This window comes from Cellulosimicrobium arenosum (genome assembly GCF_014837295.1).
Classification (GTDB): Bacteria; Actinomycetota; Actinomycetes; order Actinomycetales; family Cellulomonadaceae; genus Cellulosimicrobium; species Cellulosimicrobium arenosum.
Genome location: NZ_JACYHB010000008.1, coordinates 57,955 through 83,067 on the forward strand (window position 1 = coordinate 57,955; position 25,113 = coordinate 83,067).

The following is a 25,113-nucleotide window of genomic DNA, read 5'->3' on the forward strand; positions in this document are numbered from 1 at the left end:
AGCGCCCGGGAGGAGCCCACGATGTCGGCCGCGCAGACACCGCAGCAGCAGGAACCGCAGATCGCGAGCACGTGGCACACGGCGAGCGCCGACGCGGTGTGCCAGGAGCTCGACGTCGACCCCAGGGTCGGTCTCACCGCCGCCCAGGTCGTGGAACGGCGCGCGCGGTACGGTCCGAACGCGCTTGCGGCGGAGCGTCCGGAGCCGGGGTGGCAGGCGTTCCTGCGCCAGTATCGCGACCTCATGCAGCTCGTCCTCGTCGGGGCGGCGGTCGTCAGCATGATCGCGCTGGGCGACTTCACGACCGGAGTGGTGGTCCTGCTGCTCACCGTGCTCAACGCGCTCATGGGACTGCACCAGGAGGGCAAGGCTGCCGAGAGCGTGGCCGCGCTGCGCGAGATGCTCGTCATGACCGCCACGGTGCGCCGCGACGGCCGCCAGGAGCAGGTGCCCGCGGAGGAGCTCGTGCCGGGTGACGTGGTCGGGTTCGAGGCCGGCAGCAAGATCCCCGCCGACGGTCGCCTGCTCGTCGCGGCGTCGCTGGAGATCGAGGAGGCGGGGCTCACCGGCGAGAGCACGCCCGTCGCGAAGGGGGTCGACGCCGTCGAGGCGGCCGAGGCCCCGCTCGGTGACCGCGTCGACATGGCCTACATGAACTCGCAGGTGACGCGCGGGCGCGGCGAGATGGTCGTGACGGCCACGGGCATGACGACCGAGGTCGGCCGCATCTCCGGCATGCTCAGCGGCGTCGAGCAGGACAGGTCCCCGCTGACGCGACAGCTCGACCGCATCACCGTCATCATCACGGTGATGGCGGCGATCGCCCTCGTGGTCGTCGTCGTGCTGGGCCTCGCGCGCGGCGAGGACTTCGACACCCTGTTCGTCGTCGGGATCAGCCTCGCGATCGCTGCGATCCCGACGGGCCTGCCCGCCGTCGTGACGATGCTCCTCTCCCTCGGCACGCGCCAGCTCGCGGACGAGGGCGCGATCGTCAAGCGCCTCAAGTCCGTGGAGACCCTGGGGTCGACGTCGGCGATCTGCTCGGACAAGACCGGGACGCTCACGCTCAACCAGATGACCGCGCGCCGGCTCGTGCTCGCGGGCCGGCGGTTCTCCGTCGACGGCGAGGGCTACTCGACGACGGGCCGCATCCTCGCGGCAGCAGGGTCGACCGACGTCGCGCTCGAGCCGGTCGCGCTGCCCATGGCCCTCGCGAGCGACGCGGTCGTGCGCGACGGCGCGTGCCTGGGCGACCCGACGGAGGGCGCCCTCGTCGTGCTGGCCGCCAAGGCAGGGCTCGATGTCGAGGAGACGCGCCGCGAGCACCCGCGTGTCGCCGAGGTGCCGTTCGACACCGAGTACAAGCTCATGGCGACGTTCCACGAGATCGACGGCGTGGTGCGCAGCTTCGTCAAGGGCGCGCCGGACGTCCTCCTGGCGCGCTCGACGCGGTATCTCACCGCGGACGGCGGCACGGCGCCGCTCGACGACAACGCCCGGGCGCTCGTCGTGCGCGAGAACGACGCGCTCGCCGGGGAGGGCATGCGCGTCCTCGCCGTCGCGCGGCGGGACGTCTCACGCGCCGATCTCGACGGAGACCTGCTCGGGCTCGCCCAGGACCTCGAGCTGATCGCGCTAATCGGCATCGTCGACCCGCCGCGGCGCGAGGCGCGCGACGCGATCGCCGAGTGCAAGGACGCGGGGATCCGCGTCCGGATGATCACGGGCGACCATGTGACGACGGCCTCCGCGATCGCCGGCCAGCTCGGCATCGAGGGGCGCGCGCTCACCGGGGCCGAGTTCGCCGCCATGTCCGACGCGCAGCTCGAGGCCGAGGTCGCGGGCATCGGGGTCGTCGCGCGCGTCGCGCCGGAGGACAAGGTGCGGCTCGTCGAGGTGCTCAAGCGGCAGGGTGACGTGGTCGCGATGACGGGCGACGGCGTGAACGACGCGCCCGCCCTCGCCCGTGCCGACATCGGCGTCGCGATGGGGATCACCGGCACCGAGGTCACCAAGGACGCCGCGGAGATGATCCTGACCGACGACAACTTCGCGACGATCGTCAAGGCGGTCGAGGGCGGCCGCGGTCTCTACGACAACCTCATGAAGTACATCCGTTTCCAGATGGTCGTGCTCGTCGGGTTCATCCTCACGTTCGTGGGAGCCGGGATCTTCACGATCGCCGGAGGCACGCCCCTGACCCCCTTGCAGATCCTCTGGATCAACTTCGCGATCGACGTGCTGCTCGCGATCGGGCTCGGGTTCGACGCCGCCACGGCCGGCCTCATGCGCCGCCTGCCCCGCCCGCCCTCCGAGCCTGTCATCGGCCGCGCGCTCGGCGCCCGGCTCGGTGTGGGCGGCGTGCTCATCGCCGTCGGGACACTCGTCGCCGTGGCGTGGGGCGAGGCCCGCTACGACCTGCCCGTCGCCACGACGATGGGGCTCACGGCGATGTCGCTCCTGCACGTCGTCGCGGCGCTCGAGTGGCGTGACCCGCGCGCGAGCATCCTCTCCTTCGACACGCTCGCCAACGGGCGGTTCGTCGTGCTGCTGCTGTCGTCGCTCGGGCTGACGTTCCTCGTGACGACACTCGACGGACTGGAGCGCATCTTCGGCACGGTGGGTCTCGACGGAGCGCAGTGGGGGGTGTGCACGCTCGTCGCGGTCGGGTTCCTCCTCCTCGTCGAGCTCGGCAAGCTCGTCCTGCGGCACGTGTCGCCGCGTCCCGGGCCGACGCCGGCCGCGACCCCGGCGCAGGGCTGAGGCGATCTCGTGGCCCGCGACGACGTGACCGTCGACCGGCGTCTCGCCGTCCTGCTCGCGATGGCCATGTTCGTCCTCGTCGTCGACACGTCCTTCATGAACGTCTCGATCTCCGCGGTGGTGCACGACCTGGGGACGACGGTGTCCGGCGTACAGACCGCCATCGCGCTCGAAGCACTCGTCTCGGCTGCCTTCATCCTCATCGGCAGCAAGGTCGGCGACCTCGTCGGCCGACGGCGGGCCTACGTGCTCGGCCTCCTGGGCTACGGGGTCGGTGCGGTCGCGATGACGCTCGCGCAGAGCCTCACCGCGGTCGTCGTGCTGTGGTCCGTCGTCGGTGGGCTGGGCGCGTCGCTCCTCCTGCCGTCGATGCAGGCGCTCGTGCACGGCAGCTTCGAGGGGACGGCGCGCACCAAGGTCTATGCGCTCATCGGGGCGTCGGCGTCGGTCGCGGCGGCGATCGGGCCCCTCCTCGGCGGGTTCATCACGACCTACCTGTCGTGGCGCGTCGCGTTCGGGCTCGAGGCGGTGGTGATCGTGGTCGTGCTCTCGGGCATCCGGCTCGTCCACGACGTTCCCTTCACGGGCGACCGGTCGGTCGACGTCGTCGGCGCGGTGCTCTCGGTGCTCGGCATGGGCGGCGTGGTGCTCGGCGTCCTGGTGTGGCAGGAAGGCGGCGAGGCGGTCGGGCTGACCATCGCGCTCGGCGTCGTCGCACTGGTCGGGCTCGCCCTGTGGGTGCTGCGCCGCGAGCGGCGCAGAGCGGCTCCGCTGGTCGACCCCGCGCTGTTCCGCTCGCCTGCGTTCCGCGTGGGCGTCTCCCAGCAGACCCTGCAGCAGGTGGCACTGGGCGGCGCGATGATCGCCCTGCCCGTCTTCCTGCAGATGGCGCTCGGCTACGACGCGATGCTCGCCGGCCTCTCCCTCGCACCCCTCTCGCTCAGCATGTTCGCCGCGGCGATCCTGGCGGGTCGTCGGGCCGGGCGACGGCGGCCCGCCACGCTCGTGCTCGCGGGCTTCACGCTCCTGGTCGTCGGGATCGCCGCACTCCTGCCCGTCGTCCCGCGCGCGACGTCGGGCTGGTACCTCGCCCTCCCGCTCGTCGTCGCCGGGGGCGGCCTCGGCCTGCTGGTCTCACAGCTCAACGCCTTCACGCTCTCGCCGATCGCGGAGGACCGCGTGGGAGAGGCCGCCGGGGTGAACTCCGCCGCGGGGTCTTTCGGGCTGTCCCTCGGGCTCGCTCTCGCGGGCGCGGTCATGCTCGCGTCGATCGCGACCGGCTTCAGCGCTCAGGCGCAGGACAGCCCCGTGCTGCCGCCCGACGACAAGGCCCGGGTGAGCGAGGTCCTCGAGCAGGACGCCGAGGTGATGAGCGACGCGCAGCTCGTCGGGCTGCTCGCCGACGAGCCCGCGGCCGTGCGCGAGGAGATCCTGCAGATCAACGACGACGTGCGAGCGCGAGCACTCCAGATCGCCCTCCTCGTCCCGCTCTGCGCCGGACTCCTCGGGGTGGTGCAGGCGCTCCGGATGCGCCGGCTGCCCGACCCGGCGCCCGGAGCCGCAGCCCCGTCGATCGGGTGAGCGCAAGGATCCTTCCCGGTCGTGCCGAGGGGGCCTCGCGACCGCGAGGTCACGGGAGGAGGCCGAGGTCGCGTCCCCGGCGCACCGCCTCGCGTCGTGACCCCACGTCGAGCTTGCGGTAGAGCGCCTTGAGGTGCGCCTTGACCGTGTTGACGGACACGAAGAAGTCCTCCGCGATCTCGACGTTGCTCTCCATGGTCGGCAGCACGGCGAGGATCGAGAGCTCGCGCTGGGTGAGCGGCTCGACGATCGGCGCAGGCTCGAGCGCACCGCCCGAGCGAGGAAGGAGCGCTCGTAGCCGGAGAGCCAGGGCGTCGTCCCGGCGCGAGACGGCGCGGGTCACGAGCGCACACAGCTCGGGCGTCGAGACGGTCAGGAACGGCCGCGCGAGCTGTTCGGGGGCGGCGGTGTCGAGGGCGCGGGCGACGACCCGGTCGGCACGCCGGGTCCCTGCGCGCGCGAGCGCGGCCGCCTCCAGGAGCGTGGCCTCGACGGCCGTCAGGTCGTCCGCTCGCTCCCCGGGCCCGTCGGGAACACCCTCCAGGGCGCTCAGCGCCGCCCCAGTCATACCGTCGGCCAGGAGGATCCGTGCCCGGCAGACTGCGGTGACCGCACGCGAGCCGAGCCCGTCCCGGTCCCCTCGCGAGGTCGGGGACGCGACGCGCCCGCCCGGTCCGGGAACCGCCCGCTCGAGCAGCCGCAGCTCCGTCGCCGCGCGGGCCCAGAGGTCCGCGAGCACGGGCGGCGCCGCCGTGGGACCGAGTGCGCCATCGGCGGCAGCGAGCGCGTGGCGTGCGGCCCGGCCGTGCCCGCGCGACGCGGCGACCAGCGACTGCAGCAGCCGGACCGCGGCCTCCGAGGCAGGCTCCCTCCCCCCGGCGTCGGCGGCGAGGGCGTGCGCCAGGGCCCGGTCGAGCCCGTCGTCCACCGCGTGCAGGTACCGGGCCCAGACGATCGCCGCGTGGGCCGTGCGCGCCTGGACCTGCGTGTCCCACCCTCTGGGCCGCACCGTGTCGAGCGCCGCGCGTGCGGACGTCTCGCCGTCGGCGAGCCGTCCCTCGGCGACGTCGAGCAACGCCGAGGCGGCCCGAGCACCGAGGTCGACGAGCCCTTGCGCAGCGGAGACGGCGTCGTCCGTCCCGGCGGCTCCTGCGCCGAGGACCCCCACCCGTTCACGACGCGTCCCACCCCAGGGCGATCCGGTCGTGGCGCACCACGCGAGGCCCGCCTCGCGGTGCGCGAGAGCGAGCTCGCGGTACGTCTCGAGGGCGGGGAACGGGAAGGGAACGGCCTCTACCGCCGCCAGCGCGGCAGCCGCAGCGGCCGCGAGCCGGCGCACGTCCCCGAGCGAACGCGCCGCCGACGCGTCCAGGAGCTCGAGCAGCACCGCGGAGGGGCTCGCGGCGGCTCTGCCGTCGTCGGCGAGGAGCGCGCGGGCCCGGGAGAGGTGATGGCGTGCGGCGTCGTACCTGTCGCCGACGTTCGCGATCGCCGCTGCGCACAGGTGCAGCGCGACGTCGGGCTCCAGCTCCGCGTACGGCACCTGACCCAGGACCGCCGCGACGGCCGCTCGGTGCGGCCCCACGAGGTGGACGGCCGCACCGTCGACGAAGACCTCGCCCACGAGGCTCCAGTCCTTCGAGGCCACGGCGTGCTCGAGCGCGCGCAGCGGCTCGCCGTGGTGCACGAGCCACCCCGCCGCGGCGCGGTGGACCTCGAGCACGGCAGCGGGGTCCTCGAGCAGGAGCTCACCGCGCAGCATCTCGCGCAGCAGCGGGTGGTACCGGTACCACACGCCCTCCTCGCCGAGCGCCGTGACGAACCCGTTGGCCGCAGCCAGCTCCGGCAGGAGACGTCCTGCGGGCGCTCCGGGGGCCATGGCGGTCGCGAGCTCCACGCACATCGTCGCTGCGAGGCTCGTGCGCAGGAGGAAACGTCGTGCCGCGGGACTCTGGCGGTCGAGCACCTCTCCGAGGAGAAACTCTGCCGCCGACCGCTCCGCGCGTGCATGCCCGACCAGGTCGGGCGGGGCCTCGACCTGGAGCCGGACACCGACGGCCCAGCCGCCGGTCTCGTCGAGCAGCCGCTCGACCTCTCCGTCGTCGAAGGTGCGACCGGCCCGGGAGCCGAGCGAAGCGATCGCCGGTGCGTCGAACGCGAGCTCCGCCGCCCCGATCTCGACGACCTCGCCCTGGCCGCGGAGCCGCTGCAGCCCCAGGAGCGGGTCGAGCCGGCTGAGCAGCACGAGGTGGACCGGCAAGGGGTATCGCAGGAGGTCGTCGACCGTCGCCGACACGTCCGCGCCCACGAGGTGCTGGTAGTCGTCGAGAACGACGACGACCGGTTCGGGCAGCAGCTCGAGGCCGCCCAGGATGCGGCGCAGGAGCTCTGACGACATGCGCGAGGGCACGCTCACCGCATCGAGCGGGTGACCCGGGGGCACGGCACCCGACGCGCGGAGCGCGGCGAGCAGGTCGGACCAGAAGGCGGTGGGTGTGTTGTCGAACAGCTCGAGCGTCAGCCAGGCGATCCGCGGGCCAGGAAGAGAACGAGCCCACGCGGCGACGGCCGTGGTCTTGCCCCACCCCGGACCTGCGGAGACGAGGGTGAGGCGTCGCGCGACGGACGCCGTGAGCCGGTGCTCGAGCGCGGGTCGCCGGACGGTGGACGGAGTCAGCACCGGGATGGTCGTGCGCGCCCGCAGAGCACCGGAGGCGACCGGGGAGCGTCGCGCGACCTCCGGCTCGGCACCTGGCTCGACCGAGACCATGCGAGCAGGCTACGCGCGTGGTATCCCCAGCGCCCGGGCGCGCACGGGCTCACGTCGCCACGGCCGGCGGCACCCCCGTCGGGTGAGCCGTCCGGTGCACCCCACGGGCATCCTGGCGAGACGTGGACGACGGCGGGAGACAGACGTGGCGCGGACGAGGGCGGTCGAGCTGATGGTCGTGGGACCCGACCTGCCCGACGCGGAGCTCGCCGAGCTCGGGGTGCGGCGTTCGACGTCGTGCACGCTGCTCGAGGCGACGGTCCGCGACCAGGCTGCGCTCTACGGTCTGCTGCAGCGTCTGGCTTCCCTGGGGCTCGACCTCCTCGAGCTGCGGGTGTCCTCGCCCGGCGAGCGCGCCGACGTCGAGATCGTGGTGCGTGGACCGGTCGGCGCGCTCGTCCAGGAGATGCTGCACGACGTGGACCGGTCCGACCCGGCGACCGTCACGTCGTACCAGGTGCGCGACACGGACCTCGCCGGCCTGCTCGCGGCCTTGGGCACCGCGCCCTCACCCTCGGCGGGTGAGGAGGCGGGCAGCGGGGGCGGTGACCGTGACGCGACGGACGCACGCCCGGACGGCCAGGACACCCAAGACGGCGATCCGACGACGAGGGAACGACCGGCAGGGTGAGCGTTCTACCCCGCGGGGGTGGCTACCGCGCCGAGGGCGTCCAGCGCCGCGAACGGGTCGTCGCGGCGTTCCGGGGCGGGGGAGACCGGAGTCAGCACGACGCTCGACACGCCGTGCTCACCGAGGTGCGCGAGCCGCGCGCGCACGTCCGACGGTGACCCGGAGACGGTGAGCACGTCGACCCAGGCGTCGGGCATCGCGGCGGCGAAGGCCTCCGGCGACGCGCTCGCGCGGGCCAGTGCGCGCAGCTCGTCCGCGAACGGGAGCGGGTCGACGTGCACGGACCAGTCGCTCTCCGCGAGGACCGCGAGCCCGGGCCGGGCGAGCGCGCGGGCCTGCGCCGCGTCGTCGTGCACCACGCCGTGCGCGAACGCGACCACCCGGTGCTCGGGCGGAACGGCCCCACCCGCCGACGCCCGGCCCGTGTCGATCGCCGCGCGGGCCACCGCGAGGTACTCGGGCGTGACGGGCATGTCGAGGATCGTGCCGTCGGCGACGCGGCCGGACACCTCGAGCGAACGGGGCCCGCGCACGCCCGTGAGCACCGGCGGGGGGACCGCGGGCGGGACGTGGAGCGCCACGTCGTCGACCCGCACGTAGCGCCCGGTCGCCGCCACCCGCTCGCCGTGCAGCAGGGACCGCACGGCCGCCGTCGTCTCCTCGAGCATCGCGAGCGGGCTCGCGGGCCACACGCCGATCTGCCGCATCCACGACGGCATGCCGTGCCCGATCCCCACCTGCAGCCGTCCGGGGTGGATCGCCGCGAGGGTCGCGGCCTCCATCGCGACGGTCGACGACGCGCGCGTGGCGGCAGGCAGGATGCCGATGCCCACACCGATGCGCGACGTGGTCGCGAGAACCGTCGCCGCCTGCGCGAACCCGCCGTGGAACGTCAGGTCCTCGACGACCCACACCTCGTCGAGCCCCACCTCCTCGGCGCGCCGGGCGAACGGCACGATCTGGTCGGCGGGCAGGGAGCGCGGGAGGATCACGCCGAGAGCGGTCATGGCCCGACCGTACGCGAGCGAGGTCAGGTGGCAGGGGCGCCGGCGACGTTGACCATCCACACCGTCCCGAACCGGTCGGTCACCATGCCGAACTCGTCGCCCCACGGGGCGGTCTCGATCCCCATGACGTCGCGCGCGCCGTCGGAGAGGGCGGCGAACCACGCATGGAGCTGTTCGCGCTCCTCCTGGCCGCCCGACAGGGCGATCGTCCCGTGCGGCGGCGCCGGCGTCCCCGGCGGCACGTCGGAGGCCATGACCGTCCCGACACCGGGGACCTCGACCTGGGAGTGCATGACCTTCTTGGCCGTCGCGGGGTCGTCGACCGGGCCCACGGAGTCGAACGTGTCGATCGCCGGCTCCGCGCCGAACACGGAGCCGTAGAGCTCGATGGCCTCCCGCGCGTCGCCGTCGAAGTTCAGGTACGGGCTGATCTGTACGGACATGGGTGCTCCCTCTCGTGGCCCCGGACGAACCTGTCGACGGGTAGACCCGGCGTTCGCCCGGGACTCATCGGCGTGGGCGTGGGGAGCAGGCGGTCGATCTCAGTCCTGGACGGTCACGCCCAGCGCGTCCGCGAGCAGCGGCGCGAGGCGCGCGAGCTGGAGCTCGCCGACCGTAGCGCCGGCGAGGGACCGGACACCTGCGATCTCGTCCAGGTCCGCGCCGCGCAGGTCCACGTGCTCGAGAGTCGACGCCTGCACGTCGAGCCGTCGCACCCGGGTCCCGACGAACGCGACCCGGGTCGCCCGCGCCTGGACCAGGTCCAGCTCGTCGATGGTGCAGTCGGTGAACAGCACGTCGTGCAGGTCGGCGCCGCGCAGGTTCACGAATCCCAGCTTGCAGCCGACGAGGTGCACGCCGTGCCACGTCGACTCGTACAGCTCGGCCGAACCGAGCCGCGAGTCGCGCACCTCGACGTCGCGCCACCTCCCCCGCACCCCGCGCAGGACCGGCACGTCGAGGCGTTCGAGGACGACCTCGGCCAGGCTCGCGTGACGCAGGTCCGCCTGGTCGGCGCGCAGACCGACCACGCGCGTGCCGAACAGGCTCGAGTCCTCGAGGTCGACGGCGTCGAGGTGCAGGTCGACCAGCTCGAACCCCTCGAGGTCGGCGCCCGTCTCCAGGTCGTAGGCGTCGCCGGGGGTGAGGTCGGGCAGCACGACGGGGTCGAGCGACGGGGGGACGGTACGGGGTGCGTCGGGCACGGAGCAGGCTCCCGTCGGCAGGGTCGAAAATCCCGGGACTCCGGGCTCCGACGAGCCTACTGTCGAGGGATGACAGCCCACGACGCGACCCTCGACGCCGAGCGGCTCGCCGGGCTCGACGCGCACCTGAGCGCCGCCGCCGCGGCGGACGAGCTCTCCGGCGTGGTGCGGATCGAGCGGCACGGCGAGGAGGTGTTCGAGCGCGCCTACGGCGTCGCGTCCCGGCGCTGGGGCGTTCCCGTCCGCACGACGACGCGGTTCGACGTCGCGTCCGTGACCAAGCTCTTCACCGCCGTGGCGGTGCTCCAGCTCGTCGGCGAGGGCCGGCTCGGCCTCGACGACCGCATCCACGACCACGTCGACCTCGGCGGCACGACCATCCCGCGCGAGGTCACCCTCCGGCACCTGCTCACGCACTCGTCCGGCATCGCGGACGACGCCGACGAGGAGGCCGGCGAGTCGTACGAGGCGCTGTGGGTGGACAGGCCGACCTACTCGGTGACGCGCACCCCGGACTTCCTCCCGGGTTTCGTCCACAAGGAGCCGAACTTCCCGCCGGGCGAGGGCTGCCGGTACTGCAACGTCGGGTTCGTGCTCGCGGGGCTCGCGCTGGAGACGGTCACCGGCACGACCTACCGCGACTACGTGCGCGAGCACGTCTTCGGCCGGGCGGGTATGGCGGACTCGGGCTTCTTCCGCATGGACGAGGCCGTGCCCGACGTCGCGGAGGGCTGGGAGCCGGCCCGCGCCGTCGGGCCCGACGAGCCGCCCGACGACCGCCCCGTCCCGGGGTGGCGGCAGAACATCTACTCCTACCCACCCGTCGGCTCGCCCGACGGCGGCGCGCACGTCACGGCCGCCGACCTCGCCCGGTTCCTGGGCGCGGTCCGCGACGGCACGCTCCTGCCGCCCGACCTGACGCGCGCGTTCTTCACGCCGCAGGTCAAGCACGACGACGGCGACACGGAGGAGACCGAGGAGAAGACGGGCCCCGGCCTCCCGGCCAAGACGCGGACGGCCGAGGTGCACTACGGGTTCGGCCTCGAGTTCGAGCTGCGCGCCGACGGCAGCGTGCGCTCGGCCTACAAGGAGGGCATCAACACGGGGTCCAGCGCGATGCTGCGCCACTACCCCGACGGCCCGGACGCCGCGTCTCCCGGGACGACCGTCGTCGTCGTGTCGAACCTCGAGGCCGGCGCCTGGGAGCCGGCGCGCGCGCTCGACGCCCTAGTTTTCAGCACCACGTGAACCCAGAGGGTCACCTGGTGCTGACAACGCTCGGCGTCATACCAGCCCCAGGTAGCGAGCCAGAGCTTCCTCCACCGTCGCGAGGTCGTCGTGGTGGAGGAAGGCGACGGGCTCGCCGACGAGGTAGGTGACGTCGACGGAGCGGATCTGGTCGACGAGGAGCACGGTCTTCTCGCCAGCGATCTCCAGCTCGGGGCGAAAGGTCATTGCGCGTGCGCTGGTGGACGTCGGGATGATGGTCGCGACCGTCCACGGGGCATCGGTGGGTGACAGCACGAGGCCGTACCGCTTCCCGCCTTGCTCGTGGCCGCGGGGGGTTCCGAGGTCGATCTTGTAGACGGCTCCGCGGATCACCAGGCGTCCGGCTCGTCGTTCAGGTTCTCGTCTCGGTTGGCGATCATGGCGGCGCGCGCCTCATCGAGCCAGCGTTCCTGTTCGAGCAGGCGCAGGCCGCGGCGTACGGCGTCGCTGGCGGCGATGCCCTCGCTGTTGAGGCGGTCGAGGATGCGGCGGTCGTCAGCGGTGGTGCGGAAGGTGACGGAGCCGCGCGTGGGCGTGAGGCTGCTGACCCGCCTGGTTTCGGGGACATCTCGTCGCTTGTCGCCGACGTGGACGTTGGCCGTCGAAGTCATGCCTTCACTCTACGTCGGCTGTCCCGCGTTTGTAAGACGAAGGGAGTGCCCGCCTACCACGCTCGAGCCCCCTGACGAACGCCACGTTGTCATCGCAGTGACGCGACCACGTCATCGCAGTGACGCGACCACCTTGTCGACCCGTCGCTGCCGCGTCTCCGACGCCTTCGCCGCCTCGATCGGCTCGACGATCGCGCGCTGCTTCGAGTACGACAGCGCGTCGAACGCCGCGCGTGCGTCCGCGTCGGCGAGCGCCGCGGCGAGGTCGTCCGGCACGACGACGGTGCGCGGGGCGTCGTCGACCTCGACGTCGATCTCCACGTCGTCACCGGCGGCGACGCCCGCCGCCTCCCGGTTCGCCGCGCTGAGCGAGATGACGAACTGCCCCCGGTAGAACACGAGAGACGACCGGTACGTGTGCTCGCCGATCGTCACGCGCACGGGGAACTTCCGTCCCCGCCCGAACGACAGGGCCACGTCGTCCGGGATCGGCAGTCCCGTCGTCGTGCCGCCGGCGGCCTCTACCGTCGTGCTGATGCGCATGTCGCCTCCTGGCCGTCCTGCCCGACCGGTCGTCCGGCCTTCCCACGAGACCTCCACACGGTCTCGAACTCATCGGCGCTCCGGCGCGACAAGCCTCGCCTAGGCTCGTCGACCGTGCACCCCGGACTCCTCGCCGCCCTCCCGGCCGTGCTCTCAGCCGCCCCGACGGCGGCGCAGGAGCCCGCGCTCGACGGCGTCGCGGGCTGGGCCGTGAACCTCATGGAGACGCTCGGGCCGGTCGGCGCGGCGATCGCCATCGCGCTCGAGAACCTCTTCCCGCCGCTGCCGAGCGAGGTCATCCTGCCGCTCGCGGGCTTCACCGCGAGCCAGGGCAGCTTCGGCGTCGCGGAGGCGATCGTCTGGACGACCGCCGGGTCGGTCGTGGGCGCGCTCGCCCTCTACGCGGTCGGCGCGCTCGTCGGCCGCGAGCGCACGCGGTGGCTCGCGGAGAAGATCCCGCTCGTCAAGGTGCATGACGTCGACCGCACCGAGCAGTTCTTCCTGCGGCACGGCGGCGCGACCGTGTTCTTCGGCCGCTTCATCCCCATCTTCCGCAGCCTCATCTCCATCCCCGCGGGCGTCGAGCGCATGCCGCTGTGGAAGTTCACCGCCCTGAGCGCGGCGGGCAGCGCGATCTGGAACACGATCTTCGTCGTCGCGGGGTACTACCTGGGCGAGAACTGGCACGTCGTGGAGGAGTACGCAGGCATCCTGCAGACCGTCGTGATCGGGTTCGTGGGCCTCGCGGTCGTGTGGTTCGTCGTGACGCGCGTGTGGCGGTGGGTGCACGACGCCGAGCGCCCGGCTCACGCCCGCGGGCGCGGGTCCGCCCCGGACGACGAGTAGCGCACCCACGCTGCGGTGCGTGCCGTTCTCGTCGATGATCGGACGGTGACAGGCCCCGCCACCGCGGCTCTCGCGCCGGCGTCGAACGCGCCTTCGCCGCTCGACGCGCAGCGACACCGCGTCCGCGTGCGCGTCCTGACGGCGCGCGTCGTGCTCGTGCTTGCGGTGCTGGGGATCGTCGCGGTGCTCGCCCGCGGGCTGTGGTCGCACCTGACGCTGTTCCGCGACGTCGTGCCGGGCCTCACGCCGGGCAGCGGCGCGACGACGCTCCTGCTCGTGTCGCTCGTCCTGCTGCTCACGGCACGCGGCCTGCGGCGCGGGCACCGGCTCGCGTGGGCCGTGACCGTCCTGGTCCTCGGGCTCTCGGCGGGCCTGCACGTGGCGCGCGGCGTGGACGTGGTCCCGTCCGTCGTCGTGCTCGCCGCCACGGTGTGGCTCGCGACCCGGTGGCGCGCGTTCCCCGTCCTGCCGACCCGGCGTGCGGTCCGGCGCGCGGTGCTCCTCGTGTCGCTCCTCCTCCTCGCGTGGGTGCTCGCGGTCGTCGGGCTCGTGATCGTCGTGCTCAACGCCGAGGACCCCGACGCGGCGCTCGAGGGGTCGTGGCTCACGGTCGTGCACGTCGTGTCGACCGTGGTCGACGTCGCCGTGATCGCGCTCGTCCTGTGGTGGCTCCTCTCGCCGCGCGCCGCGGCCCGGCTCGGCCCCGTGGAACGGGTCGAGGAGCGGGAACGTGCGCGCGCCGTCGTGCAGCGGTACGGGACGGGCACGCTCGACTACTTCGCGCTGCGCGACGACAAGGACTGGTTCTTCGTGGGCCGCAGCGTGGTCGCCCACTCCGTGCGCGGCGGGGTGTGCCTCGTGTCTCCGGACCCGATCGGTCCGGTCGAGGAGCGCGAGACGGTGTGGGCCGAGATGGTGGACCACGCCGCCACGCAGGGCTCGTCGCTCGCGGTCGTCGCCGCGGCCGAGGACTGGCTGCCCGTCTACGAGCGCAGCGGCCTGCACGCCGTCTACCTCGGCGACGAGGCGACGGTCGACTGCACGACGTTCACGCTCGCCGGGCACGACCACAAGTCGCTCCGGCAGGCGGTCAACCGCGTCGCGCGCTCCGGGTACACCACGACGTTCCACGACCCCGCGACGATCGATCCCGACCTCCGCGCCCAGATCGTCGCGATGAGTGACGAGTCGCGGCGCGGCGAGGACGAGCGCGGCTTCTCCATGACCCTCTCGCGCCTGTTCGACCCCGCGGACACGGGCCTCGCGATGTCCGTCACGCGCGACGCCGACGGCCGCGTCGACGCGTTCTGCCAGTGGGTCCCCGCCGCCGCGATCGAGGGCTGGTCGCTCGACGTCATGCGTCGCCGCACCGACGCCGAGGGCATCCCGAACGGCCTGATCGACGCGACCGTCGTCGCCACGATCGACCACCTCGCTACGACGGGCCGGCGCGGGCTCGGCCTCAACTTCGCCGTGATGCGCGAGGTCCTCGAGGGCGGACGCGACGGGCGCGTCGACCAGCTCGCGCGACCCGTCCTGCAGCGGCTGTCCGAGGGGACGCAGATGGCGACGCTCGGCTCGTTCAACGACAAGTTCGACCCGACGTGGGTCTCGCGCTACGTCCTGCTCGACTCCGCGGAGCTGGCCGCGACCCAGGCGCTCGTGGTCGCGGGTGCCGAGGGCGTGACGGAGATCCCCGTCATCGGGCGGTTCCTGCGCGGGGTCGGGGCGGCGACGTGATCCTCTCCGTCGCGGCCGCCGTGGCCGCCGCCGTCGCGTACGCGGTGAGCACGATCATGCAGGCCGTCGCGACGCGGCGGGCCCACGGCCTCGCCGTGGTGCGGCACCCGCTGGTCATCGGTGGCCTCGTGCTCGACGGCGTCGCGTTCCTCCTCTCGCTCCTGGCCCTGGACCACCTCCCGCTGTTCGTCGTGCAGGCGATCGTCGCGTCGTCGCTCGTGGGCGTCGTGGTCCTGGCCCGCGTGGTGCTCCACGCTACGCTGCGCCGCACCGACCTCGTCTCGATCGGGGTCGTCGTCGTCGCGCTCGTCGTGCTCGCGCTCGCCGCGGGCGAGCAGCCCGCGACCGAGCCGCCGACCGGTTTCACCACGTGGACCGTCGTCGTCTCGCTCGTGCTGGTCGCCGGGGTCGTGCTGGCCTACCGCCGCGGGCACCCGATCCTGCTGGCCCTGCTCGGCGGGCTCGGCTACTCCGTCGCCGCGATCGCCGCGCGCGGCGCGCACGCCTCCGGCGACATCCTCGACACCGTCCTGCAGCCGCTCGTCGTCGCGATCCTCGCCGCGGGCGCGGCCGGCGTCCTCGGCTACCTTCGCGCCCTCGAGAAGGGTGCCGTCGGCTCCGTCGCGGCGACCGTCTCCGTCGTGGAGGTCCTCGTCCCGGGTGTCGTCGGGCTGCTCGTGCTGGGCGACGTCGTGCGCGACGGCTGGGCCGTGCCCGCGGTCGTCGCGACCGTCCTCGCCGTCGCCGGGTGCGTCGTGCTCGCCACCAGCCCGGCCAACGCCGCGGCGGAGGAACCGGTCCCGACGCCGACGGGCGGCGTCGCGCCCGCACCGGGCCCTGCCTAGGGTGTCGGGGTGAGCGGAACCGAGAGAACCGAGCCCAGCACGACGTCCGGCGAGACCCCGCTGGACGTTCCCACCTTGGCCGAGCTGCGGCGTCGGACCTCGGTGAAGTGGCACGCCTACGCGCCGGACGTGCTGCCCCTGTTCGTCGCCGAGATGGACGTCGCGCCGTGCGAGCCGGTGGTCGACGCCGTCACGGCGGCGATGCGCGCGGGGGACACCGGGTACGACCACGGACCGGCGTACGCGGAGGCGTTCGCGCGGTTCGCGCAGCGGCGCTGGGGCTGGTCGTTCGACCCGGTTACCACCCGCACGCTGCCCGACGTGATGCTCGGGATCGTCGAGGTGCTGCGCGTCCTGACGTCGCCGGGCGACGCGGTCGTCGTGAACACGCCGGTGTATCCACCGTTCTTCGCGTTCCCCTCGAGCGAGGGCCGCCGCGTGGTCGGCGCCCCGCTGACCGCGGAGCACCGGATCGACCTCGCGACGCTCGAGGCCGCGTTCGCCGACGCGACCGGGGTCGCAGCCCACGGCCACGGCGCCGGGTCGGGGCGTCGCGCCGTCTGGCTGCTGTGCAACCCGCACAACCCCACCGGCACCGCGCACACGCCCGACGAGCTCGCGGCCGCCGTCGGGCTCGCCCGCCGGTACGGGGTGCGGGTCGTCGCCGACGAGATCCACGCGCCGGTCACGCGCCCCGGGCACGACGGGCATCCCGCGACCGTGCACACCCCGCTGCTGACCGTCCCCGGGACGGACGACGCCGTCGCGGTCGTCTCCGCGTCCAAGGCGTTCAACCTCGCGGGGCTCAAGGCCGCGCTCGCCGTCGGCGGGCCGGCCGCGGCAGCCGACCTGCGGCGCGTCCCTGAGATCGCGGGCCACGGCGTGCAGCACGTGTCGGTGCTCGCGCACGTCGCGGCGCTCGACCACGGCGACGACTGGCTCGACCAGGTCCTCGTGGGCGTCGAGCGCAACGCGTGGCTGCTCGCCGACCTGCTCGCGGAGCACCTGCCGGACGTCCGCCACCGCCCCGGTGACGCGACGTACCTCGCGTGGCTGGACTGCCGGGCGCTGACCGACCTGCCCGACGACGGCGGCGCGCCCGCGGCCGACCCGTTCCGGTGGTTCCTCGACCGGGCCGGGGTCGCGCTGGAGGACGGGCGCCGGTTCGGTCCGGGCGGTGCGGGGCACGTACGGCTCAACCTCGCGACGAACGTCGACGTCCTCACCGAGGCCGTCGAGCGGATGGGGGCGAGCCTGGCGCGCTGACGGACGGGCATGGGCAGGACTCCCCATCGCGGCGAGCCCGTCGTGTACGTACCGTCGAACGGTCCTGCCGCGTGCCGCCGGTCTCCTCATCGGCTGCCCGTGGAACCCCAGCAACGCAGAAGACCGAGGGAGACGTGTCATGGGCGGACTGTGGGGCGCGGACGTCGCAGCCCTGCGCGAGCTCGCCGGACAGCTCGCCACCGGCGCGGGTGCGCTGCGCACCACCCAGCAGCAGGTCTCCTCCCTCGTCGAGTCGGCCGTGCGGTGGGAGGGGCCCGACGCCGCGCAGTTCCGCTCGGACTGGTCCGCGACGCTCGCGCCCGCCGTGGCGAACGCGTCGACCCTGCTCGAGCACGCGTCGGACGCGCTGCGCCGCAACGCCGACGAGCAGGAGTCGACGAGCTCCACCGGCGGCGGGCCCGGTGGTCCGGGGTCCCCGGGCGGTTCCTCGGGCCCGGGGGGCGGGACGCCCGGCACGCCGACGCCCGGCGAGTACGCCGAGATGAGCGCGTCCGAGCGCGCGGACTGGCTCGCCCGGGCGAGCGACGCGCAGATCGCGGCGCTCTACGCGCAGATGGTGCAGGACGGCGTCGACCCAGAGTCGCCCGGCTTCGGCGACCTGGCCTCCGCGCACTGGACGCGGGTCGCCGCCGCGGAAGCGGGGTTCGACGTCGCGGACTGGGACCCGTCGGCGGGATCGGCCGCGAACCGGGAGATCATCGAGGGCGTCTACACGTACTACGGCGAGCTGTACCTGGACCACCCGTGGATGCAGTGGGCGGGCATGGCCGCGATGATCGGGCCGTCGTTCGCCGCGGGGTTCTTCGACCTCGACATGATGCGCGAGCTGGCCCAGGGGGTGGGCGACGCGGCCGAGCACCTGCCGCCCGGCGTCACCCCGGACGCCCTCGAGGCCGTCGCGGGCATGACGGACGCCGAGCTCGGCTTCTACGAGAACCAGTTCCTGTCGATGCAGCGCGAGATCTTCGTCGACCAGGCCGGCATGCACGAGGCGTACCTGAGCGGGGGCCTGCCCGAGATGGAACGCATGCTCGAGGCCGGCGTCATCGACGACGCGGCGTACCAGGCGTGGGCGGACATCGACGCGGGCCGTGCGGGGGACGCGCAGGCGCTCGCGGACGGGAACACGGCGCTGCTGTCGCGCGAGCAGAACCAGATCATCGCCGACGACTGGCAGACGATGCGCGACCATGCGGGTACGGGGGAGGCGTTCACCTACCTCATGACGCTCGTCGGCGAGCCGTCGATCCCGGGCGCGGGCACGTACGCGCAGTACGACCCGTTCACGGTGAACGTCGAGACCCCGGGACCGCAGGACGTCGGCATCCCGTTCACCGGCATCTCGTTCGACAACCCGCTGCAGGGGAGCGTGAGCGTCGAGACCCCGCTGCCCGGTGGCAACATCGCGGACCAGGGGGCGCGGTGGGACTACATCACGCGCGACACCCTGCCCGCCTACCAGCAGCTCATCACCGAGCACCCGGACCAGGCGGCGCAGATCATCGGCAGCGACGTCTCCGACCGGATCGACGGCTACCGGCTCACCGATCCCGGACGCATCGGCCGGATCGTTGACAGACTGGGCGAGTGGAACGTGGACGTGGACCAGTGACCCGGCGGCGCGCGCGCGGGCGCGGTGCGGCCCTGACCGCCGCGCTCGTGGCCGTCCTCGCGCTCGCGACGGCGGGGTGCAGCATCACGTTCGGGGACCCCGACGACGACGGGGCGAGCACGACGACGGGCGGCGGCGGGACGTCGTCGGGCACGAGCGGCACGACGATCGAGGCGATCCAGGAGGGCGAACCCATGCGATGGGACGTGAGCACGCCGATCAGCGCGGAGTCCGTGGGACTCGGCGAGAGCATGGCGGTCGTCGAGCTGCCCGGTGGTGCGGCGGAGGTCGAGCTGACCCTGCCCAGCGGGGTGTGGTCGACGACCGCGGAGGAGCTGACCGTCGAGCCGCGGCGGGGGTACGTGTCGACGATCAACGTGTTCCGCACGCTCTCCGGCGGCCAGGCGGTGCACGACCAGCTCGTCGCCGACGCCGACGTGCTGGGCTTCCCGGTGGACCAGATCGACCGGTGGCTCGACGACGACCTGCCCGCCTCGCTCGAGGCGTCCCGGGCGGGCGGCACGCGCGCGCGGACCGGGATCAACGGCAACGACGGGGACGTCGTGACGTCCGTGCAGATCAGCCACGAACCCGGCCCGGGTGGCGACGAGGCGATCCGGCTCTGGTACGTCGTGCGGCCGGTCACGCCCGACGGCGAGGGCGAGTGACGAACATCTCTGGCTCATGGGTGCACTGAGTGCAACGCTGCACCTAGTGTAGTGACGTGACCGCAGACCCGAGCCCCGGCGACGACCGTCGCGTGCGCCTCAAGGCGCGCACGCGGGCCTCGATCGTCGCTGCGGCGGCCGCGCTCATGGACGAGGCGCACGGCCTGGACTTCACCGTCGACGCGCTCGCGCAGCGCGCCGACGTCTCTCGCCGGACCGTCTTCAACCATTTCGCGTCGCTGGACGACGTCGTCGCCGCGGTCCTTGCGGACGCGCTCCACGGGATCGTCGACTCGCTGGCCGAGGAACCACCGCGTGCCGCGGACCCGCACGCCGCGATGGCCGCCGACGTCGTGGCGGCGCTGCGCGCCGCGGACCTCGTCGCCACGATCTCGTCGCTCACGCGCGGTCTCGGGCTCCAGGGCGACGCGTGCGTCGTCGCCGGCCCGCTCGACGACCTCGTCCCGGACGTCCCGGCGCACCAGGCGATGATCCTGCTCCGCTCGCTCGCCGAGGTCAGCGAAGAGCTCGCGACACAGCTCGACCGACGTCATCCCGAGGTCGACCGGCTCGACGTGGACCTGACCGTCGGGTCGCTGATGAGCAACCTCGTCGTCCTCTACCGGTACTGGCTCGCCGAGACCGGGGGGCAGGCGGACCGGAGCGCGCGCGAGACGTGGGCGCGCCTGCTCGAACGGTCGCTGACCCTGCACTCCTGAACCACTCCTGACCGTCCGGACCCCCCTCCCGAACTCCCAGACCTTCCTGGAAGGACACCATGGCTGAGCTCCTCTACCGCCTGGGCCGCGGCGCGGCCCACCACGTGAAGGCGGTCGTCGCCGCGTGGATCGCGGTCCTCGTCGTCGCGGGCGCCGGCTTCGCCCTCGCAGGCGGCACGCTGACGGACAGCTTCTCGATCCCCGGCACCCCCACGCAGGAGGTGACCGACCAGCTCGCCGAGGAGATCCCCGAGGCCGCGGGCGGCACCGGCACGATCGTCCTGACGACGGACGACGACGAGCCCTTCACCGACGACCAGGAGCAGGCGATCGGCGACGTGATCGCCGACGTCGAGGACGTCGACGGCGTCGAGACGGTCGTCGACCCGTTCGCGACCGAGGCCGACCGGGCGGAGCAGGCCCAGAAGATCGCGGACGGCCAGGACGAGCTCGCCGACGGGCAGGAGCAGCTCGACGCGGGACGTGAGCAGCTCGAGTCCGGCCAGCAGCAGCTCGACGACGCGCGCGCGGAGCTCGAGCAGGGTCAGGACGAGCTCGACGCGGCGCGCGAGCAGGCCGAGGCAGCGGGCGCGATCGACCAGGTCGGCCCGCAGCTCGACGCGCAGCAGGAGCAGATCGACGCCGGTCTGGCCGAGCTCGAGTCGCAGCAGGACGAGCTGGACGCGGGCCAGGACGAGCTGGACGCCAACGCCGCCGACCTCGAGGAGGGCACCGCAGAGCTCGAGCAGGGGCAGGCGCTGCTGGACCTCGCATCCGGCATCAGCGTGGTCTCCGAGGACGGCACGGCCGCGGTCGTCACCGTGATCTTTACCGACGCCCAGATGGACGTCTCGCAGGAGACCAAGGATGCGGTGATCGACACGTTCACCGACGAGGTCGGTGCCATCGACGGCGTGAGCGCCGACTTCGGCGCCGACGTCTCCCAGGAGGCACCGTCCGTCATCGGCCCGGGTGAGGTCGTCGGCCTCGTCGTGGCCGCCATCGTCCTGATCGTCATGCTCGGCACCCTCATCGGCGCTGGCCTGCCGCTCGTCACCGCGCTCGTCGGCGTCGGGGTGAGCGCGCTCGCCGCGCTCGCGTTCTCCGGCGTGGTCGAGATGTCGTCCGTGACGCCGGTCCTCGGCCTCATGCTCGGCCTCGCGGTCGGGATCGACTACGCCCTGTTCATCGTCAACCGGCACCGCCGGCAGCTGAAGGAGGGCTACGAGGTCGACGAGTCGATCGGCCTCGCGAACGGCACGTCCGGCAACGCCGTGGTCTTCGCCGGGATGACCGTCGTCATCGCGCTGCTCGCTCTCAACGTCACCGGCATCCCGTTCCTCGGCCTCATGGGGACCGTGGGCGCCTTCAGCGTCGCCGTCGCGGTGCTGGTCGCCGTGACGCTCACCCCGGCGCTGCTGTCCGCCATCGGCATGCGGATCCTCAACAAGAAGGAGCGGGCCGTCCTGGCCGCTCCCGAGCCGCACGCCGCCCACATGGACGCGAGCACCGAGCCCGGCAAGAAGCCGCTGCGGCCGATGAACACGTGGGTCGCCGTCGGGCGCGTCGTGCTCGGCATCGCGGTGCTGGGCGTCGTCGCCATCCCTGCCCTGGACCTGCGCATCAACCTGCCCGACGGCTCGTCCGAGCCGCACGAGTCCACGCAGTACCAGGCGTACTCGACGGTCGCGGAAAAGTTCGGCGCCGGTACCAACGGCCCCCTCCTCGTCGCGGCGGACATGCCCGCCCCGGTCGCCGAGGACGACCAGGTCGCGGCCCAGCTCGCCATCGGCGAGCAGCTCGCTGCCCAGGACGACGTCGTCGCGGTCGCCCCCGCCGCCGTGTCCGAGGACGGGACGGTGCTGGCCTTCCAGGTGATCCCGGCCGACGGCCCGACGAGCGAGTCCACCGAGCAGCTCGTGCACTCGCTGCGTGACCTGTCGCCCATCAGCGTGGACGGCGTGGACGGGGACGTCGAGCTCGGCGTCGCCGGCGCCGCGAGCGGGAACATCGACATCTCCCAGAAGCTGTCCGACGCGCTGCCGCTCTACCTGGGCGTCGTCGTCGGCCTGTCGATGCTGATCCTGATCCTGGTGTTCCGCTCGCTGCTCGTCCCGCTCATCGCGACGCTCGGGTTCATCCTGAGCTACTTCGCCGCGCTCGGCGGGGTCGTCGCGGTGTACCAGTGGGGCTGGCTCTCGGGCTTCTTCGGCGTCGAGAACCCCGGGCCGGTGCTGAACTTCCTGCCCACCATCCTCGTCGGCGTGCTGTTCGGCCTCGCGATGGACTACATGCTGTTCCTCGGGACGGGCATGCGGGAGGCGTACGCGCACGGGGCGCCCGCGCGGATCGCCGTCGTGCAGGGCTTCCGGGCCGGCCGATCCGTCGTCACCGCCGCCGCGATCATCATGATCTCCGTGTTCGGCGGGTTCATCTTCGCCGAGGACGCGATGATCCGGCCGATCGGGTTCGCGCTCGCCTTCGGCGTGCTCGTCGACGCCTTCGTCGTGCGGATGCTCGTGGTCCCCGCGCTCATGCACCTGCTCGGCGGGGCGGCCTGGTGGCTGCCGAAGTGGCTGGACCGCATCCTGCCGGACGTCGACGTGGAGGGCTCGGCGCTGGAGCGCCGCCACCCGCACGACGCCGAGCCGGCGAGCCGCTGACCGCGAGATCGACCCGAGCGCACCGAGATCGACCTCCCGCAGGTCGATCTCGGGGCGCTCGGGTCGATCTCGATGGGAGTCCGAGGCGTGCGGTAGCCTCCCGCGTGTCGTGTTCATCCGAATTCTGGGGGTCGTGCGTGCGTCATCGACGAAGCGTTGCCGTGCTGGTGCTGCCGGCGTTGGCGCTGCCCCTTGCGGCCTGCACACCTGACCAGCCGTCCCCGGACGGGGCCGCCGCCGCGCTCGCCGAGGGCATCGCGCGCGCGGACGTGAGCGGGGTCGCGTTCGTCGACCTCGACGCGACGACGGTCCAGGACCACCTGGACGCGGTCCTGGAGCCGGTGGCCGACGTCGAGCACACCGTCGAGGTCGAGAAGCTCACGGTCGACGACGCGGAGGACGGCGACGCCCAGCGCGCCACCGCGACCCTCGCCTACACCTGGGACATGTCCGACGAGGCGGCGTGGGAGTACACGACGAGCGTCGACCTCGCGTTCGTCGAACCTGCCGAGGGCGAGGACGGCCCCGGGGAGTGGGCCGCGGTCTGGGAACCCGACGTGCTCGTGCCGGACCTGCAGGACGGCGACAGGCTCGCCGTCGAACGCGTGCGGGCCGAGCGCGCGGAGATCCTCGGGGCCGACGACGCCTCGATCGTCGCCGACCGTCCCGTGTACCGGATCGGTGTCGACAAGACGCACGTGGACGCCTCCGGCTGGGAGAGCGCGGCGCGCGACCTCGCGGACGTCGTCGGGATCGATGCCGACGCGTACGCCGAGCAGGTCGCCGGTGCGGGGGAGAAGGCGTTCGTCGAGGCGATCACGGTGCGGACGCAGGACACGGCGGGCATCGACGTGGACGACGCCCGGGCGATCGACGGTGTCGCCGTCATCGACGACGAGCTCCCGCTCGCCCCCACGCGCGAGTTCGCGCGGCCGATCCTCGGCCGGGTGGGCGACGCCACGGCCGAGATCGTCGACGAGTCGGAGGGCGAGATCGTCGCCGGGGACACCGTGGGTCTGTCAGGGCTGCAGCGCCAGTACGACCAGCAGCTGCGCGGCGCGCCCGGCGTCTCGATCTCGGTCGTGCCCGACGGCAGCGCCGAGGACGAGGAGCCCGTCGAGGTCTTCGCCGTCGACCCGGTCGACGGCGTGGCGCTCAGCACGACGCTGCGCCCCGACATGCAGGTCGCCGCGGAGCAGGTGCTCGCGGACCAGACGACCCCCGCGGCGATCGTGGCGATCGAGCCCTCGACGGGCGACGTGCTCGCCGCGGCGAGCGCGACGGCGGGCGACGGCCTGTCCACCGCGACCACCGGGCAGTACGCACCGGGCTCGACGTTCAAGGTCGCGTCGACGCTCGCGATGCTCCGGGCCGGCCTGACCCCGGACAGCACCGTCTCGTGCCCCGAGACGATCACGGTCGACGGGCGCGAGTTCCAGAACGTGCCCGGGTATCCCGCCGACGCGCTCGGCGACGTGCCGCTGCGGACCGCGTTCGCGAACTCGTGCAACACGGCGATGATCGGCCAGCGGGACACGGTCGACCAGCAGGCCCTGCACGACGCCGCGGCCTCCCTCGGCCTGGGCGTCGAGTCGGATCTCGGCGCGCCCGCGTACTTCGGCGACGTCCCCACGGACTCGCAAGGGACGGACCACGCGGCGTCGATGATCGGCCAGGGCCGAGTCCTCGCGTCGCCGCTCGCGATGGCGACCGTCGCGGCGAGCGTGTCCGCCGGCCACCGCGTGTCGCCGGTCCTGGTGCACCCGGACGTGCAGTCCGTGGCGGACGAGACACCGGACGCGGGCGACCTCACCGAGGACGAGGCGGCGACCCTGCGCAGCCTCATGGCGTCGGTCGTCACGGACGGGTCGGCGTCGGACCTGCAGGACCTGCCCGGAGAGCTGGGCGCCAAGACCGGCACCGCGCAGTACGACGACGGCAGCGTCGCGCACGCCTGGATGATCGCGACGCAGGACGACCTCGCGGTCGCGGTGTTCGTCGAGACGGGAGAGGGCGGTTCCGTGACGGCCGGTCCGCTCATGCACGCGTTCCTCGACGCGCCGAACCACTGACCCGTGTCCCACGACGAGGGTCGGGGGCAGCGGGTGTGCGCGGTGCGCGACGCGGTCACCGCTTGCTCCACCGTGACGGGAATGTCTGCGGGTGGTCGGGCGTTGTCGACGAGCAGGTAGGATCGGTGCTGCAGGCGACGATCTTTGCCGCCCGCCGATCACCCAGCGATCACCCAGCGACCTCCGGGAGACACTTCGTGTCCGTCAGCGTGCCTACGTGGTACCTCACCGAGCGCCGCGTCGTCGACCTTCGTCGCGTCGCCAGCGCTCTGTGTCGCTGA

At 73.3% G+C, this 25,113-nt stretch carries 20 protein-coding genes; 13 read left to right on the forward strand and 7 right to left on the reverse strand.

What is annotated here, in order from left to right; translation table 11 throughout:
• The first annotated feature begins 21 nt into the window (after positions 1–21).
• On the forward strand, positions 22–2,763 hold the full coding sequence (locus IF651_RS10975) for a cation-translocating P-type ATPase (RefSeq protein ID WP_191829162.1): 2,742 nt from the start codon (positions 22–24) through the stop codon (positions 2,761–2,763).
• Positions 2,764–2,823: 60 nt separating this feature from the next.
• Positions 2,824–4,344, forward strand: coding sequence for an MFS transporter (locus IF651_RS10980; RefSeq protein ID WP_191829263.1), 1,521 nt, complete (start codon positions 2,824–2,826; stop codon positions 4,342–4,344).
• Positions 4,345–4,393: 49 nt separating this feature from the next.
• Here IF651_RS10980 and IF651_RS10985 read toward each other — a convergent pair whose 3' ends face one another.
• Complete coding sequence (locus IF651_RS10985) at positions 4,394–7,114, reverse strand: winged helix-turn-helix domain-containing protein (protein ID WP_191829163.1); 2,721 nt, start codon at positions 7,112–7,114, stop codon at positions 4,394–4,396.
• A gap of 145 nt (positions 7,115–7,259) precedes the next feature.
• On the opposite strand from IF651_RS10985, the gene IF651_RS10990 reads away from it, so the two are divergent.
• Positions 7,260–7,745, forward strand: a complete 486-nt coding sequence (locus tag IF651_RS10990) for a hypothetical protein (protein WP_191829164.1) — start codon at positions 7,260–7,262, stop codon at positions 7,743–7,745.
• 5 nt (positions 7,746–7,750) lie between these two features.
• Here IF651_RS10990 and IF651_RS10995 read toward each other — a convergent pair whose 3' ends face one another.
• The 3 genes from IF651_RS10995 to IF651_RS18230 all read right to left on the reverse strand — a co-directional run bounded on the left by IF651_RS10995 (position 7,751) and on the right by IF651_RS18230 (position 9,957).
• On the reverse strand, positions 7,751–8,752 hold the full coding sequence (locus IF651_RS10995; protein ID WP_191829165.1) for an LLM class flavin-dependent oxidoreductase: 1,002 nt from the start codon (positions 8,750–8,752) through the stop codon (positions 7,751–7,753).
• Positions 8,753–8,775: 23 nt separating this feature from the next.
• Entirely contained in the window at positions 8,776–9,195 is a 420-nt protein-coding gene (locus IF651_RS11000) for a VOC family protein (protein WP_191829166.1), read from the reverse strand.
• A 99-nt stretch (positions 9,196–9,294) separates the two neighbouring features.
• Positions 9,295–9,957, reverse strand: coding sequence for a pentapeptide repeat-containing protein (locus IF651_RS18230; RefSeq protein WP_191829167.1), 663 nt, complete (start codon positions 9,955–9,957; stop codon positions 9,295–9,297).
• 69 nt (positions 9,958–10,026) lie between these two features.
• Between IF651_RS18230 and IF651_RS11010 the strand changes: the two genes are divergently transcribed.
• Positions 10,027–11,205 (forward strand): serine hydrolase domain-containing protein, encoded by a 1,179-nt coding sequence (locus IF651_RS11010; protein ID WP_191829168.1) that lies wholly within the window; start codon positions 10,027–10,029, stop codon positions 11,203–11,205.
• 36 nt (positions 11,206–11,241) lie between these two features.
• Here IF651_RS11010 and IF651_RS11015 read toward each other — a convergent pair whose 3' ends face one another.
• The 3 genes from IF651_RS11015 to IF651_RS11025 form a co-directional block, all read right to left on the reverse strand.
• On the reverse strand, positions 11,242–11,559 hold the full coding sequence (locus IF651_RS11015) for a type II toxin-antitoxin system PemK/MazF family toxin (protein WP_191829169.1): 318 nt from the start codon (positions 11,557–11,559) through the stop codon (positions 11,242–11,244).
• Positions 11,556–11,837, reverse strand: a complete 282-nt coding sequence (locus IF651_RS11020) for a hypothetical protein (protein ID WP_191829274.1) — start codon at positions 11,835–11,837, stop codon at positions 11,556–11,558. Before IF651_RS11020 ends, IF651_RS11015 begins: the two co-directional genes overlap by 4 nt.
• A gap of 111 nt (positions 11,838–11,948) precedes the next feature.
• Positions 11,949–12,380, reverse strand: coding sequence for a YdeI/OmpD-associated family protein (locus tag IF651_RS11025; RefSeq protein ID WP_191829170.1), 432 nt, complete (start codon positions 12,378–12,380; stop codon positions 11,949–11,951).
• Positions 12,381–12,599: 219 nt separating this feature from the next.
• Here IF651_RS11025 and IF651_RS11030 point away from each other — a divergent pair, with 219 nt between their 5' ends.
• The 9 genes from IF651_RS11030 (at position 12,600) to IF651_RS11070 (ending at position 24,832) form a co-directional block, all read left to right on the forward strand.
• The gene (locus IF651_RS11030) at positions 12,600–13,226 is read left to right on the forward strand and encodes a DedA family protein (RefSeq protein ID WP_191829264.1); all 627 of its coding nucleotides are present in this window, start codon (positions 12,600–12,602) and stop codon (positions 13,224–13,226) included.
• 45 nt (positions 13,227–13,271) lie between these two features.
• Positions 13,272–14,966 (forward strand): phosphatidylglycerol lysyltransferase domain-containing protein, encoded by a 1,695-nt coding sequence (locus IF651_RS18235; RefSeq protein ID WP_191829171.1) that lies wholly within the window; start codon positions 13,272–13,274, stop codon positions 14,964–14,966.
• Positions 14,963–15,811, forward strand: coding sequence for a hypothetical protein (locus IF651_RS11040; RefSeq protein WP_191829172.1), 849 nt, complete (start codon positions 14,963–14,965; stop codon positions 15,809–15,811). The genes IF651_RS18235 and IF651_RS11040 overlap by 4 nt, the downstream gene beginning before the upstream one ends.
• Positions 15,812–15,820: 9 nt before the next feature.
• The gene (locus IF651_RS11045) at positions 15,821–17,077 is read left to right on the forward strand and encodes an aminotransferase class I/II-fold pyridoxal phosphate-dependent enzyme (RefSeq protein WP_191829173.1); all 1,257 of its coding nucleotides are present in this window, start codon (positions 15,821–15,823) and stop codon (positions 17,075–17,077) included.
• A gap of 139 nt (positions 17,078–17,216) precedes the next feature.
• A complete protein-coding gene (locus IF651_RS11050) occupies positions 17,217–18,710 on the forward strand; it encodes a WXG100 family type VII secretion target (RefSeq protein WP_191829174.1) in 1,494 nt (497 codons plus the stop codon).
• Positions 18,707–19,378, forward strand: a complete 672-nt coding sequence (locus IF651_RS11055; protein ID WP_191829175.1) for a hypothetical protein — start codon at positions 18,707–18,709, stop codon at positions 19,376–19,378. The genes IF651_RS11050 and IF651_RS11055 overlap by 4 nt, the downstream gene beginning before the upstream one ends.
• A 56-nt stretch (positions 19,379–19,434) precedes the next feature.
• Positions 19,435–20,097, forward strand: a complete 663-nt coding sequence (locus IF651_RS11060) for a TetR family transcriptional regulator (RefSeq protein WP_191829176.1) — start codon at positions 19,435–19,437, stop codon at positions 20,095–20,097.
• A gap of 59 nt (positions 20,098–20,156) precedes the next feature.
• Positions 20,157–22,760: an MMPL family transporter gene (locus tag IF651_RS11065; RefSeq protein ID WP_191829177.1), complete on the forward strand. Its 2,604-nt coding sequence runs from the start codon at positions 20,157–20,159 to the stop codon at positions 22,758–22,760.
• Between the two features lie 161 nt (positions 22,761–22,921).
• Positions 22,922–24,832, forward strand: a complete 1,911-nt coding sequence (locus IF651_RS11070) for a penicillin-binding transpeptidase domain-containing protein (RefSeq protein WP_338403907.1) — start codon at positions 22,922–22,924, stop codon at positions 24,830–24,832.
• Positions 24,833–25,113: the final 281 nt, after the last annotated feature.

Coding starts and splice junctions, on each gene's coding strand:
- IF651_RS11010 (WP_191829168.1), top strand. CDS start 10,027: ATGACAGCCCACGACGCGACCCTCGACGCCGAGCGGCTCGCCGGGCTC.
- IF651_RS10975 (WP_191829162.1), top strand. CDS start 22: ATGTCGGCCGCGCAGACACCGCAGCAGCAGGAACCGCAGATCGCGAGC.
- IF651_RS11025 (WP_191829170.1), bottom strand. CDS start 12,380: ATGCGCATCAGCACGACGGTAGAGGCCGCCGGCGGCACGACGACGGGA.
- IF651_RS11020 (WP_191829274.1), bottom strand. CDS start 11,837: ATGACTTCGACGGCCAACGTCCACGTCGGCGACAAGCGACGAGATGTC.
- IF651_RS11000 (WP_191829166.1), bottom strand. CDS start 9,195: ATGTCCGTACAGATCAGCCCGTACCTGAACTTCGACGGCGACGCGCGG.
- IF651_RS11030 (WP_191829264.1), top strand. CDS start 12,600: ATGGAGACGCTCGGGCCGGTCGGCGCGGCGATCGCCATCGCGCTCGAG.
- IF651_RS11065 (WP_191829177.1), top strand. CDS start 20,157: ATGGCTGAGCTCCTCTACCGCCTGGGCCGCGGCGCGGCCCACCACGTG.
- IF651_RS11050 (WP_191829174.1), top strand. CDS start 17,217: ATGGGCGGACTGTGGGGCGCGGACGTCGCAGCCCTGCGCGAGCTCGCC.
- IF651_RS10985 (WP_191829163.1), bottom strand. CDS start 7,114: ATGGTCTCGGTCGAGCCAGGTGCCGAGCCGGAGGTCGCGCGACGCTCC.
- IF651_RS10980 (WP_191829263.1), top strand. CDS start 2,824: ATGGCCATGTTCGTCCTCGTCGTCGACACGTCCTTCATGAACGTCTCG.
- IF651_RS10995 (WP_191829165.1), bottom strand. CDS start 8,752: ATGACCGCTCTCGGCGTGATCCTCCCGCGCTCCCTGCCCGCCGACCAG.